This window comes from Bacillus cereus group sp. MYBK5-2 (genome assembly GCF_051915685.1).
In the GTDB taxonomy this organism is placed as follows: domain Bacteria; phylum Bacillota; class Bacilli; order Bacillales; family Bacillaceae_G; genus Bacillus_A; species Bacillus_A cereus.
This window is the reverse complement of sequence record NZ_JBQAFE010000008.1, coordinates 122,951-136,966: the sequence shown is the minus strand read 5'-3', so window position 1 is coordinate 136,966 and position 14,016 is coordinate 122,951. Positions and strand designations below refer to the sequence as shown.

Sequence of the window (14,016 nt, the reverse complement as noted above, 5' to 3'; positions counted from 1 at the left end):
GAATAATGCACAAAAGACAATGTAACGTAACCTTCAACCCTCTTTAAAAAAAATAATTCAAGCATAAATTTCTCACAAACGACAAAAATTAACAGAAAGAATTGCACTTTAAAAGAGGTGGAAATTATGACAGAGAAAAAAGAACAACAAGAGAGTAAAAAACAAAAGCATATGTTTCCATCACTTCCGGAGAACATTAGTTACATTGAAAATAAACTTTCTCATTCTGATGATATAAAAAAATTAGATCTCCCTTTTCAAAACGGAAAAGGAATAATCTTATATATCGAATCTTTAGCAGATCCAAATCTAATTCATCAGTTAGCTCTTGAGCCTTTATTGACACGGTCAGACTTAGCTATAGATAAAGCTTTTTCTACATTAAATATGAAAAAAGAAACGAATTTAAATTATGGTGTGCAGCTTTTATTACAAGGTAAATCCTTATATTTTCATGAACACGTCGACAGTTTTTGTATTTTCGAAACAGCTCTATCCTTAAAGAGAGATATAGCAGAACCTGATAATGAAGGAATTGTCCGTGGACCGCATACTGGTTTTGTAGAAGACTTAGCAACCAATTTAGCTTCCATTCGCAAACTCATAAAAAGTCCACATGTCGTCATTAAATATTTCACACTTGGTGAAGAAATGCATACGAAAGTGGCAATTGCTTATATGCAAAACATAGCGAATGACGATTTAGTTATAGAAGTAAAAAGAAGGTTAGAAACGATTAAGACAGATGCACTTATGCCTCCAGGATATATACAAGAATTTATAGAGGATACGTCTTTCTCACCATTTCCGCAGCAATTAAATACAGAGCGTCCAGATAGAGTCGCAGCAAATTTAATGGAAGGACGAGTTGCTATTTTATCTGATGGAGATCCAACAGCTCTTATCGTTCCTGTTACATTATTTGCTTTTTACCAATCACCAGATGACTATAATAACCGCTGGATTGTTGGTTCTTTCGTCCGAATGATTCGCCTAGTAAGCTTCTTGATTGCCTTTCTCTTACCAGCTATATATATCGCAACCGTAGCCTTCCATCCTGATGTATTGCCGCTCGAACTTGTGTATACAATTAAAGCTTCATTAGAGAAAGTACCACTTCCTCCTATTTTTGAAGCTCTCTTAATGGAATTAATCTTTGAATTATTACGGGAAGCTGGTATTCGCTTACCAAGCCGAGTTGGACAAACAATCGGTATTGTAGGTGGTTTAGTAATTGGTGATGCGATTGTAAAAGCCGGACTCGTTTCTTACACAATGATTATCGTTGTAGCTTTAACTGCAATCTCATCTTTTCTCGTTCCATCAAACGATATGAGTTCAGCAGTTCGAATTCTTCGTTTTCCATTAATGATTCTTGCTGCTATATTCGGATACGTCGGAATATCATTCGGTCTCATTATAACTTTCGTTCATTTATGTCAATTACATTCATTTCATACGCCATATCTTTCTCCTGTTGCCCCGATGCGGATAAAAGATATGAAAGATTCTTTTGTAAGACTTCCAATTTGGTCGTTTTGGGAACGACCACATGATCCAAAACCGAAAAAAATGCAACGACAACATGTAACGAGAGAGGATGAGGACGGTGACAAACACGCAAAGTAAAATTTCGCTCGTTCAATTTACCTTTTTCGTTATTCAATGCCAAATCGGAGTTGGTATCCTTTCTCTACCTAACCGTCTTCACCCGATAGCAAAAGGTGGCGGATGGATTTCTGCTCTCATCGCCGGGCTTGCAATTCAGCTTATTATTTTACTTATGTGGCTTTTTTTAAAACGATTTCCTGATGCAGATATGTATGAAAGTGTTTGTATGCTATTTGGTAATAAGTTTGGAAAACTATTAGGTTTTGCTTATGTTTTTTATTTTACGCTTATTGGTATGACGGTTATGTTGAATGCTTGTAATGTCATTAAAGTTTGGATATTACAAGCCACTCCTTGGTCTGCCATTCTCATCCTATTTACAATAGCTTGTTGCTATGTAGCCTATAATACATTTAAAGTAATTGTACGATTTTATGTCATGGCTTCTATTCTTATTTTCCCAATGGCACTTTTAATTGGACTTGGGCTCTCACGGGCTGACTTTTCTTATATTTTTCCAATTACAGAAGCTGGATGGTGGAATATTATTCAAGCATCCAAAGAAACAATTACAGCTATGTATGGTTTTGAAATCATTCTTATCGCTTTCCCAAAAGTAAACGGGAGTTCTGTCGCAAAACTGAAGGCCATTTCTATCGCTAACGGATTTGTAACTCTTTTTTATACTTTTACTGTTTGGATTTGCTTTATCGTATTTAGTCCAAAACAAATTGAGCTTATTCCAGAACCAGTTGCTTACTTATTACGTTCCTTACATATTGGGATTATAGACCGGACGGATTTACTATTTATACCAATATGGATGATAACAGTTGTGGCTTCTATTGCTAGTTATTATTGCGCTGCTTCAATCGGAGTTGGGCATATATTCAATCTTGCTAATCATAAAAAAGCTGTTCCAATCGTCGGTATTATTGCTTTTAGTGTAGCCTTATTTATAGATACACCTGAAGAATTAAAAGTAATCTCAACTTTCACTGATAAGTTCACGTATATTTTTATTGTTGTCCTCCCTCTTTTATTTCTACTTTATTCTGTGATACGAAATAAGAAAGGAGAACAGTATGTTCACAAGAAAAGTTAAATTACTTTCTATATTATGTGCTAGTTCCGTCCTTTCTGGCTGTTGGGATCAAGAACCATTAAGGGAAGCAAGGTTAGCTTATAGTATTGGATCTGATATTACGGAAGAGAATAAACTCCAGCAAACAATCGAGCTCGTAAAAAGTTCAAGCGGAGAGCAATCTTCATTCGAAAATGAAATACATTCAGCAACGGGGCATAACATAAGGGATACAAGCGATGCCCTAAAAAAAAATGTGACTGGGAATATTCGTTATTTTAAATATGGTGTTCAATTACTAGGAACCAAAATTCTAAAAAAAGGTATATTACCTTATTTAGATGTCAGCTTTCGGGACCCAACAAACCCAACTGCTTTAGTAAAACTTATTGCAGTAGATGGTGAAACATCCGAGATACTAGAAAAAAAGAAAGTAGGAAATTTACTAATTGGAGATTTTCTAAAGAAAAAAGTGAAAAGTTTAGAAGATATGAGTGTGTTTCCAAAAGAAACTTTAGAAACAGCTTCTACAAAAATGTTAGATCCCGGTAAAGACTTTACCCTCCCTTCTATAAAAATAAAAGGAAAAGAAGTGATTACAAACGGTCTAGCTTTATTTAATAATGATAAATTAACTGGGCATTTACCTTTGAAACAATCTGTTTTATTCGTATTATTAACTGGAAAAATGGGAACAAGTGCCCGTATAACCCAAAAGCTTACTAGCGATGAATCAGAGAAAACATCTGATTATTTAACAATGGAAATTAGCAATCGAAAGTTAAAACGCGACTTAAAAATAACAACAGATAAAAAAGGAAATGTTTATGCTCACATTAAGCTCCAACTAAAAGTTATAGCGCTTGAAGCTCCGAGAGATAATCTTTACAAAATGGATGAAAGAAAAAAACTAAATAAAGAATTGTCTACACAACTTACGAAAGAAGCTAAAAAGATAACGAAAAAGTTACAAAAAGCAAACTGTGATGCTTTCGGTATCGGCAGACACCTTATCGCCTATCACCCTGACTTATGGAAGAAGAAAAATTGGAATAAAGATTATGCAAAAGTAAAATTCAAACCTGAGGTAGAGGTAAACATTTTGTACAGTGGTGTCCTAAAATAAAAGGTTGTATGCCGCATGGGCATACAACCTTTTTATTTCGTATATCGATACACAATTGATTCATATGGTCTTAAGTTAAGTTTTGCAATATCCTTGCTAGCATCTTTATAATTCGACAGTAGTACTTCTTGTTTCATTCCATCTAATTGAACGTGCGCTGGTACAGAGTACGTTATTTCTTCTCCATAGAAGTTATTTATAACAAGTAGTACTTCACTTTCTGTAGTACGAGTATATGCCCAAATTTTAGGGTCATTTTTATCCAAAATAGCATATTCTCCTTCTGTAAGAACATCATACGTTTTTCTAAGTTCTATTAACTTTTTATAATGATAAAATACGGACTCTTTATCTTCTAATGCCTTCTCTACGTTTATTTCTTTAAAGTTTTCAGCCACTGAAATCCAAGGTGTACTTGTTGTAAAGCCACTGTTCATCTCTTCATTCCACTGCATTGGAGTACGGGAGTTGTCACGAGATTTTTGCTTTAAAATCCCTATAATCTCTTCTTTTGATAGCCCTTCTTTTAGCTTTATATCGTATATATTTAACGATTCCACATCACGATATTGCTCGATGGACTCAAATTTAGGATTCGTCATACCGATTTCTTCCCCTTGATAAATATAAGGCGTTCCTTGCAGCATGTGCATGGCTGTCGCTAACATTTTTGCAGATTCGTTTCGGTACTTTCCATCATCACCAAAGCGTGACACGATGCGAGGCTGGTCATGATTACACCAAAATAACGCATTCCATCCTCCGCCCTTTTGCATTTCAATTTGCCAGCTAGACATAATCTCTTTTAATTTAATAAAATCAAACTCTGCTTTCGTCCACTTATCACCATTCGGATAATCTACTTTTAAATGATGGAAACTAAACGTCATGCTTAATTCATTGCGCTCAGGATTAGAATATTTAATACAATTATCAATTGTCGTAGATGACATTTCTCCAACTGTAATTACATCTTTTCCTGTAAAAACATTTCGGTTCATCTCTTGTAAATATTCATGAACACGCGGACCATCTGTATAATACTTGCGTCCATCACTTGTCGCAGTACTACCTTCATCGTTTAAGAAGCATTGGTCTTTTGAAATTAAGTTAATGACATCTAATCGGAATCCTGTTACCCCTTTATCCAGCCAAAAACGCATCATATCATATACTTCTTCACGAAGTTTTTCATTTTCCCAATTTAAATCAGCTTGTGTTTCATCAAATAAATGTAAATAATATTGCTCCGTCTTCTCATCATATTTCCAAGCAGATCCACCAAACTTAGACTGCCAATTATTTTTTTCATCACGCCAAATATAGTAATTACGATATGGACTATTTTTATCTTCCTTCGCTTCTTTAAACCACTTATGTTCAGTCGAACTATGATTTACAACAATATCAAGCATAATCTCAATGTTACGTACTTTCGCTTCTGCTAAAAGTTCTTCAAACTCTTCCATCGTTCCGTAAGATGGATCAATGCTGTAGTAATCACTTACATCATATCCATTATCATTTTGTGGTGATTGGTATATCGGTGTTAACCAAATATAATCTACTCCGAGTTCTTTTAAATAATCTAGTTTCTCTGTAACCCCTTTTATATCACCGGTTTCTTTATTGTAATAGCTATTAAAGCTCTTCGGATAAATTTGATATACTACACTTTTATGCCAATCCTTCATGTTTAACTTCCTCCTACTTCTGTTTGACTCTTTTTGCAAATAACCAAGTTAAAGTAAATGGGATTACAACTGCAATAATCATTCCTACAATAAACATTGGAATCGATTTCGGAATAATAGAAATAAATGCTGGCAATCCGCCAATTCCGATAGCAGGTGCTAATACACCATTTAATGTAATGAATATCGCTGCCACAGCAGACCCTATAATCGCTGCATAGAACGGGAACTTATTTCGTAAATTCACCCCAAACATCGCTGGTTCTGTAATACCGAAGTATGCTGAAATGGCTGATGTTGATGCCATACTTTTATCATTTTGATTTTTAGAAATCCAGAACATCGCAAGTGCCGCACTACCTTGCGCAATGTTAGAAAGAGCGATCATCGGCCAAATAAATGTCCCGCCATGTTGTGCAATCAATTGTAAATCAATTGCAATAAACATATGATGCATACCTGTAATTACAAGCGGTGCATATAACGCTCCAAATAATACTGCTCCAACTACTGGTACTGTTTCATATACACCTACTAATCCTACTGTTAATAAATCTCCAATATGACGTGTAACCGGACCGATAATTCCTAGTGCTAACACACCTGTCACAACGATTGTTGTAATTGGTACAACTAATAATTGAATTGCATTTGGTACATGTTTCTTTAAGAAAATTTCCACTTTACTTAATACAAATGCTGCTACTAAAACAGGTAAAATTTGTCCTTGATATCCTACCTTCTCAATTTGGAATAGTCCTAAAATATTGAAGTACTCAATCTTTTGACCCTCTAAACCAGTCGCTGCTTTTCCATAGTCCCAAGCGTTTAATAAGGCTGGGTGCACAAGCATTAATCCCATAACAATCCCTAGTATTGGACTACCACCAAAACGCTTCGTTGCTGACCAACCGACAAGTGCTGGTAAGAATACGAATGCTGTATTGGCCATCATATTAATTAAATCCCAAAGCCCGCCTAAGTTCGGATAAACATCTAATAAATTTTTCCCATCAAAAAATAAGTCCTTTGCGCCTAATAGATTGTTAATACCCATTAGTAAACCAGCTGTTACGATCGCTGGTAATATCGGCATAAATACATCCGAAAATATTTTCACAAACTTTTGAGCTGGATTTAACTTCTGATTTCCAGAGTCTTTTACGTCCGCTACAGTCGATTCTTTCATACCTGCAAGCGTTATCAATTCAGCGTAAACACGATCTACATCCCCTGGACCAATTACAATTTGAAATATACCAGCGTTATGAAACGCTCCTTTCACTAATGAAACAGACTGTAATTTATCATTATCTATTTTACTTTCATCTTTTAAAGCGATACGGAGCCTCGTCACACAATGTGCAGCTTGTTCAATATTGTCTTTCCCACCAATATACTGCAACACTTCCTCTGCTGTTTTACGATAGTCTTTCCCCATATTCCCGTCCCTCTTTTCTTTTTTTGATACCGTTTACAATTACATATTAACTCGTATATATAAGTTAGTCAACACTCGTATATACGAGTGTGTGTTTTTTTTATAAAAAAAAGAGATGAAACAATATTTTGTTCCACCTCTTTACTTCCTGCGCGCCACATCCGAAAAGTGAAAAATATCTAAACGGTGGCGTGATTCTGTATATTCAAACTGACTTCCATCATACAAATGTGTAAAGTTTTTCACAACGACAACATAGTCTGTTCCATTTAAATCTAAATACTTTCTGTCATCCTCTGTACATGGCTGTACTTCTATTACCCTCTGCGAATAACTAATATGTAGCCCAAGCTCTTTCTCGATGTATTTATAAATCGATGCAGTTGCAATTTCTTTCGTTAATCCTGGAATAAACTCAGATACAAAATGATTTATATCTAAAATTACTTTTTCTCCATCAATATTTCGTACACGTTTAATATGGTCAATCTCTGTTTTTTCTTTTACATTTAATAATTTCGCAATGTCTTTTGTGGCTTTTTCTTTGTCCATTTCCACAACTTCCGTAATACAATGACGTCCTAAACGTTCATTTTCTTCTTGGAAACTTACAATACCGCCAAAATTAAATTCAATATTTTTTCGCTTTAAAACAAAAACACCTTTCCCATGAATTTTTTGTACATATCCACGCTCTTGCAGTAAATCTACAGCTTTTCTTACGGTGCCTCGGCTTGCCTCATACTGCTTCATTAATTCTGTTTCTGATGGGATTTTGCATCCCTCTTTTAATTGTTTATTATCAATAGATTTACTGATTTCTGTATAAATTTGTTCATACTTACTCATCATCTACAATAGCCCCTTGTCACCTTCTAATTCTATATGTATTATAACATGCTTCACTCTTCTGCCAATCTCTCACTTATTTTCCAGTACAAGAAAAATATAGGTAAATATTTAATCTTTAAAACGTATTTTTATAAAAATTTTTATATTTTTCTTTTCATTCAAAAAAACATGTAGTATACTAACTTCAAAATCAGAGGAGAAAGGGAGCAAAGAACTATGCTTACTTATACAACAACTGTAGTTACATTTGCACAAAAACATCATCATCATACGTAACCCTTGAAACCTAGCGGAAAAATTACGCGTAGGTACAAGGGTTATTCCCGTTGTACCTACGCTTTGGCGAAAGAGCCATGTAGGTATTTTTTTATCTACATGGCTCTTTTTTTATTGTCAAAAAGCTAGTAAAAAATGATGTTTAAGCAAAACTTACTACAAAGGAGTTAACAAAAATGGAAACGAAAAAATGGGGATTATGGGTTTTAACAGCATTTGTTATCGGGAATATGGTTGGCGGTGGCGTATTTATGCTTCCAGCAAATTTAGCACAAGTATCAGGGCCAATGGGTTCTACACTCGCATGGAGTATTACAGGCCTTGGCGTATTTATGATTGCACTTGTATTTGGAAATTTAGCGATTCGGAAACCAGAATTAAAAGCTGGACCACAAAGCTATGCTCAAGCGATGTTTCCTTCAAAAAAAGCTGGTAAAGTTGCAGGATATAGTATGGCATGGGGATATTGGGCTGCTAACTGGGCTGCAACAGCATCTGTTATTATTTCCTTTGCTGGATATTTATCAACATTCTTTCCAGTTTTACAAAGTAAGCAAATTCTTTTTTCAATAAATGGATTTTCACTGGAACTCGGAAAAGGATTAACTTTCCTCGTATGTAGCCTTATGCTGTGGGGAATTCAATATATTCTTTCTCAAAATATTGATCGAGCTGGAAACATGAATCTACTTGCTACCATTGCAAAAATTATCGGATTTACAATGTTTATTGTAATTACATTATTCATTTTCAACGCCTCTAATTTCGGAGACGGTCAAACCTTTATGAATGAAGCAGGACAATCAATCTCATTAGGTGGACAAATCAATTCAGCTGCTATTGCAACACTCTGGGCATTTATCGGTATTGAATCAGCAGTTATGCTTTCTAATCGTGCAAAATCACAGCGCGATGTAAAAAAAGCTACGATTTTCGGATTAATTATCGCTCTTCTTATTTACATGTCAATTACTTTACTTACAATGGGAGCTCTTCCGCAAGATGCTTTAAAAGAGTCTCAAAAACCATTAGTAGACGCATTAAATTTAGCAATTGGAAATAAAGGTGCATATATAATGGCTTTACTCGCTCTTATATCTTTATTTGGATCTACAGTTGGCTGGATTGTTGTTAGTTCAGAAGTACCTTACCAGGCAGCAAAAAATGGACTTTTCCCTAAGTTTTTCGGGAAAACAAATAAAAAAGGTAGTCCTTCAAAATCACTATTGATTACAAATGTAATGACGCAAATTTTCTTATTTTCAACGATTTCTGGTACTGTTTCAGAAGCGTATAGTTTCGCTATCGTCGTAGCAACATTAGCCTATTTAATTCCATACCTTGTTTCTACCTTGTACCAATTAAAATTAGTTATTACAGGAGAAACGTATGATATACTGCCAGGATCTCGAGTAAAAGATGGAATCATTACGACATTAGCGTTGATATACTCCATTTGGGTTATCAAAACGGGAACTGCTGATTTAAAAACATTCTTCTTAGGAATTGGATTGTTCGTATTAGGTCTTATTCTTTATCCAGTACTAATGAAAGACTCACAAAAAACGGATTAAATAAAGAGAAGCTGCTTGCTTCTCTTTTTTATTAAAAATCTGTAATTAACTTTTCTTTTAGCTCTCCTACAGATAAAGGTTTCGCATAATAAAATCCCTGTACATAATCACAGCTCATTGATTGTAACAAACTCTCTTGCTCTACTGTTTCTACTCCTTCAGCAACTACTGCTAAATTTAAACTATGAGCAATTTCAATAACGGATTTTACAATCGTTCGTTCTGGTTGTGCGTGATCATAATGAAATTCACGAATAAAATTACGATCAATTTTTACAATATCCAGTGGTAGTTGTTTTAAATAATATAAAGAAGAATAGCCAGTCCCGAAATCATCCAAAGCAATTAAAACACCCATATTTCTTAATTCTTGTAATGTAGCAATAATATAATCAAAATGACGGACTGCAATGCTTTCCGTTATTTCTAATATTAAACGGTTCGGAGGAAAGCCAGTTCTCTTTAAAATGCTACGTACTGATAAAATAAAACGTTTCTGCATTAATTGTTGTATAGATAAATTCACAGATAACTTTAGTCCTTCTTGATAATTCGGCAATGTTTTAAACAAGCGACATGATTTTTCTAATACCCAGTCTCCTAGTTTTATAATAAGTCCAGACTCTTCAGCTACAGGGATAAATTCGCTTGGTGAAATAGGTCCGTCTTCTGTCATACAACGTACTAGAGCTTCTATACCAGAATATCTCTTCGTTTTCAAATCAATAATAGGCTGCAATGCTACATCTAACTCTTCATCACGAATTGCCTTTTGCAAAGCAAACTCAACTTTCATTCTACGATTTATTTTCGCGCGTAGCTCATCTGTAAAGAAACAAGCAGCGTTTCTCCCCTGTTCTTTTGCACTATACATAGCTAAGTCAGAGTTTTTCAATAACGTTTCCACATCTTGTCCGTCTTGTGGATAAGAACAAAGTCCCAGACTAGCTGAAATGTATACTTCATGGCCTTCCAGCATAAATGGTGCCTGAAAACATGACAACACAGATGTCGCTAACTGACTCATATCATCTTGTCTATGATTTTTTGTTAACAGCACAAATTCGTCGCCACCTAGCCTAGCCAGAACATCTTTCTCTCCTAGTACATAATGCAACCTTGAAGCAACTTCACTTAAAAGTAAATCCCCTATCATATGACCTAATGTATCATTTACTAATTTAAAACGGTCCAAATCAAAGTAAATCATACCAAATTCTTTTTTATCTGCAATCAATTCGTTAACGGTCGTTATTAATTGTAAACGGTTAGGCAAACTCGTTAAAGCATCATGATAGGCAAGTTCCCTATAACGACTTTCACTTAGCCGCAATCTATGTTCCGCTTCTTTTCTACTACTAATATCATTTCGAATTGCGATAAACTGGTATGGCTCTCCTTTTTCATTTAAAAATGGAACAATTGTTGTTTTGACCCAATAATATGTACCATCTTTTGCTCGATTCCGAATCTCACCTGTCCATACTTTCCCATTCAAAATACGCTCCCATAAGTCTTGAAAAAAGGTTTTTGGATGATGTCCTGAATTTAAAATACGGTGATCTTTTCCAATTAATTCTTCTCTTTTGTATTTAGAGATTTCACAAAATTTATCATTTACATATGTAATAAGACCTTTTCGATCTGTAATTGCAACAATTGAAGACTCATCTAATGCTAACTTTAAATCTCGCAATGAAGAGTCATATAATGCATGACCTCTCTGTTCTAGCATGCGCATCTCTCCTTGCTTCTATCTGACTAAAACACAACCTGTTTCTCTTCATAGAAATAGAGATATTTCATTTTCTAATACTAGCCCATTACATAAATTATCTTTTTGAATAGACCGATTAAAATAACATAATATTATTTGTAATAAAAAGCAATATTATACCGTTCTAATTATAAATAGTAGCTTCTCATCTCCCTAATTATTTCGCGCCTTATTATACTGCAATCCCTTTAAGTGTCTCTATGCAAGCCTTGTTTCCAACTAATACCACTCACATCTGATCTCTTTGTTTTTAATAACGAAATAGAAATTAGAGCATACTACATAACTATTCACGAATAATAATATAAAACTCTACATCAATGTATATGTTTTTGAATTACAATAACAAAATATTAACATATTTTCACCTTAATTTTGGAAGTATTTTATAAATAAATACCGTATTAAACTAAAAAAGAGGATAGCCTCTTTTTTAGTTTAATACGAATATGGTATTTGCTGATAACCTGGGTATGGCATTGGATACGTTACAGGGTATGGTGATGGATAAGCTACTGGATATGGAGCGGGATAATACCCTCCACTTGTTGCACCTGTTAATGCACCAGCTGTCAGTCCGCCTAACACTCCTCCTGCAAAGCTTCCAGGGAAAAATCCGCCTCCCCATGAACTACCACCACCCCAGCCCCATCCGCCTCCGTGATGATGATGGTGATCATAGTGATTGTGTCCTCCATGGTGATGATGTCCACCGTTATGATTGTGCCCACCATGATGATTTCGATAATACAATCCATTATTTTCTATATAATTCATGTTTCTCCGCTCCTTTTCGATTTTTTCATTTTCATATACGTTAAGAGTGGGATAAAAAATGGGATAGTACACTGTATGTAGGACAAATGCGGAAAGTATAGGTGAAATGTCTATATTTTGTAAAAAAAGCAAAACACCTTATAATAAAGATGTCATATTACATCTTCTATTTAAGAAGTCTATATTGAAAAAAGATTAGGGGAATTATATAGAAATGAAGAAGCCTATCGTTCAATTACTATTAATATTTACAATTGTATCTATCGTTCTGTTCCTATTAAATACATCGTATATTTCGTTATATACATTTGTCGGTGCTCTATGGTCCATCACAATTGTCGGAATTTCATTCGTTATTTTTATAGAAAATAGATCTCCACAAAGTACGTTAGCATGGTTTTTAGTATTAGCACTTCTTCCTATTATAGGTGTGCTTTTATACGCTATTTTCGGACGCAGCCGCTGGAGAAGAAAAAAACATCTCCATCGTTCAGAAGAACAAAGAAAATTATTCCGTGAAATATTAGAAGGAAGAAGACTAGAGTTATTACTCACAGTCCCACTAAATGAACGTTCCATACATTTAACAGAAGTCATACAAAAATTTGGAGGTGGTCCTGCCGCAGATAAAACAACTACAAAACTTTTAACAAACGGAGATCAAACATTTTCAGAAATTTTGCGAGCTATAGAGCAGGCAAAGCATCATATACATATTCAATACTACATTTATAAATCTGATGAAATTGGTACAAAAGTTCGAGATGCTTTAATACAAAAAGCAAAAGATGGTGTTATTGTACGCTTCCTTTATGATGGCCTTGGAAGTAATACGTTACGACGACGATTTTTGCAACCTATGAAAGAAGCTGGGATTGAAATTGTAGAATTTGACCCTATTTTTTCAGCTTGGTTACTTGAAACTGTCAATTATCGTAACCATCGAAAAATTGTTATTGTAGATGGAAAAATTGGTTTTACCGGAGGACTCAATGTCGGTGATGAATATCTTGGCCGTTCCAAGAAATTTCCTGTTTGGCGTGATAGTCATTTAAAAATAGAAGGAAAAGCATTATATAAATTACAAGCAATCTTTCTAGAAGACTGGCTCTATGCCTCTAGTGGTTTAAATACTTATTCCTGGGATCAATTCATGAATAGACAATACTTCCCAGGTAAAGAGATTTCAAATGCAGAAGGTGCTGTTCAAATCGTAGCAAGCGGACCAAGCTCCGATGATAAAAGTATTCGTAATACATTATTAGCTGTTATGGGCTCTGCAAAAAAATCCATTTGGATCGCTACACCCTACTTTATTCCAGATCAAGAAACTTTAACATTATTACGCTTAAGTGCAATTGCCGGAATAGATGTACGGATTTTATATCCAGGTAAAAGTGATAGCATCATTAGTGATCAAGCATCTCAATCCTATTTCACTCCGCTTTTAAAAGCTGGTGCTTCTATTTACAGTTATAAAGATGGTTTTATGCATGCAAAAATTGTACTCGTTGATGATACAATTGCAACTATTGGAACAGCGAACATGGATGTACGTAGCTTTGAATTGAATTACGAAATTATTAGCGTGCTTTATGAATCAAAAACAGTTCACGACATTAAACGTGATTTTGAAGAAGATTTTAAACATTCAACTGAAATTAAATGGAACTCTTTCCAAAAAAGAAGTATAAAAAAACGCATATTGGAGTCTTTCATGAGGCTCATTTCTCCTTTACTGTAGGCAATCAACTTCATCTTGATTGCTTTTTCTTTTCCCTTTATCCTCCTTCCTTTTCTTTGC

Annotated in this window: 10 protein-coding genes; 5 read left to right on the top strand and 5 right to left on the bottom strand. The window is 34.7% G+C overall.

The genetic code is table 11. The features are described from left to right. Positions 1 to 126: 126 nt before the first annotated feature. Genes gerKA through gerKC form a run of 3 tightly spaced genes read left to right on the top strand, consistent with a single transcriptional unit; the run spans position 127 to position 3,821 of the window. Positions 127 to 1,629 (top strand): spore germination protein GerKA, encoded by a 1,503-nt coding sequence (gerKA, locus tag ACTFP3_RS23340; protein WP_434713464.1) that lies wholly within the window; start codon positions 127 to 129, stop codon positions 1,627 to 1,629. Continuing rightward, positions 1,610 to 2,716, top strand: coding sequence for a GerAB/ArcD/ProY family transporter (locus ACTFP3_RS23335; RefSeq protein ID WP_086412270.1), 1,107 nt, complete (start codon positions 1,610 to 1,612; stop codon positions 2,714 to 2,716). The genes gerKA and ACTFP3_RS23335 overlap by 20 nt, the downstream gene beginning before the upstream one ends. Further along, entirely contained in the window at positions 2,697 to 3,821 is a 1,125-nt protein-coding gene (gene gerKC, locus ACTFP3_RS23330; RefSeq protein ID WP_016121831.1) for a spore germination protein GerKC, read from the top strand. Before ACTFP3_RS23335 ends, gerKC begins: the two co-directional genes overlap by 20 nt. 32 nt (positions 3,822 to 3,853) lie before the next feature. Here the strand turns inward: gerKC and treC are convergent, their stop codons facing one another. The 3 genes from treC to treR form a co-directional block, all read right to left on the bottom strand. Beyond that, positions 3,854 to 5,515 (bottom strand): alpha,alpha-phosphotrehalase, encoded by a 1,662-nt coding sequence (gene treC, locus ACTFP3_RS23325; protein WP_440011389.1) that lies wholly within the window; start codon positions 5,513 to 5,515, stop codon positions 3,854 to 3,856. A 13-nt stretch (positions 5,516 to 5,528) separates the two neighbouring features. After that, positions 5,529 to 6,956, bottom strand: a complete 1,428-nt coding sequence (gene treP / locus ACTFP3_RS23320; RefSeq protein ID WP_000513935.1) for a PTS system trehalose-specific EIIBC component — start codon at positions 6,954 to 6,956, stop codon at positions 5,529 to 5,531. Positions 6,957 to 7,097: 141 nt separating this feature from the next. Next, entirely contained in the window at positions 7,098 to 7,808 is a 711-nt protein-coding gene (gene treR, locus ACTFP3_RS23315) for a trehalose operon repressor (protein WP_000987240.1), read from the bottom strand. Between the two features lie 452 nt (positions 7,809 to 8,260). Here treR and ACTFP3_RS23310 point away from each other — a divergent pair, with 452 nt between their 5' ends. Continuing rightward, the gene (locus ACTFP3_RS23310; protein ID WP_000448447.1) at positions 8,261 to 9,658 is read left to right on the top strand and encodes an amino acid permease; all 1,398 of its coding nucleotides are present in this window, start codon (positions 8,261 to 8,263) and stop codon (positions 9,656 to 9,658) included. Positions 9,659 to 9,689: 31 nt separating this feature from the next. Here ACTFP3_RS23310 and ACTFP3_RS23305 read toward each other — a convergent pair whose 3' ends face one another. Continuing rightward, complete coding sequence (locus ACTFP3_RS23305) at positions 9,690 to 11,393, bottom strand: putative bifunctional diguanylate cyclase/phosphodiesterase (protein WP_440011386.1); 1,704 nt, start codon at positions 11,391 to 11,393, stop codon at positions 9,690 to 9,692. A 480-nt stretch (positions 11,394 to 11,873) separates the two neighbouring features. Next, positions 11,874 to 12,212: a hypothetical protein gene (locus ACTFP3_RS23300; RefSeq protein ID WP_001106382.1), complete on the bottom strand. Its 339-nt coding sequence runs from the start codon at positions 12,210 to 12,212 to the stop codon at positions 11,874 to 11,876. Positions 12,213 to 12,426: 214 nt separating this feature from the next. On the opposite strand from ACTFP3_RS23300, the gene ACTFP3_RS23295 reads away from it, so the two are divergent. After that, positions 12,427 to 13,956, top strand: a complete 1,530-nt coding sequence (locus ACTFP3_RS23295; RefSeq protein ID WP_000743031.1) for a cardiolipin synthase — start codon at positions 12,427 to 12,429, stop codon at positions 13,954 to 13,956. The last annotated feature ends 60 nt before the right edge of the window (positions 13,957 to 14,016 follow it).

Excerpts from the sequence above, each read along its gene's own strand:
- gerKA (WP_434713464.1), top strand. The coding sequence starts at position 127 with ATGACAGAGAAAAAAGAACAACAAGAGAGTAAAAAACAAAAGCATATG.
- gerKC (WP_016121831.1), top strand. The coding sequence starts at position 2,697 with ATGTTCACAAGAAAAGTTAAATTACTTTCTATATTATGTGCTAGTTCC.
- treC (WP_440011389.1), bottom strand. The coding sequence starts at position 5,515 with ATGAAGGATTGGCATAAAAGTGTAGTATATCAAATTTATCCGAAGAGC.
- treP (WP_000513935.1), bottom strand. The coding sequence starts at position 6,956 with ATGGGGAAAGACTATCGTAAAACAGCAGAGGAAGTGTTGCAGTATATT.
- treR (WP_000987240.1), bottom strand. The coding sequence starts at position 7,808 with ATGATGAGTAAGTATGAACAAATTTATACAGAAATCAGTAAATCTATT.
- ACTFP3_RS23310 (WP_000448447.1), top strand. The coding sequence starts at position 8,261 with ATGGAAACGAAAAAATGGGGATTATGGGTTTTAACAGCATTTGTTATC.
- ACTFP3_RS23305 (WP_440011386.1), bottom strand. The coding sequence starts at position 11,393 with ATGCTAGAACAGAGAGGTCATGCATTATATGACTCTTCATTGCGAGAT.
- ACTFP3_RS23300 (WP_001106382.1), bottom strand. The coding sequence starts at position 12,212 with ATGAATTATATAGAAAATAATGGATTGTATTATCGAAATCATCATGGT.
- ACTFP3_RS23295 (WP_000743031.1), top strand. The coding sequence starts at position 12,427 with ATGAAGAAGCCTATCGTTCAATTACTATTAATATTTACAATTGTATCT.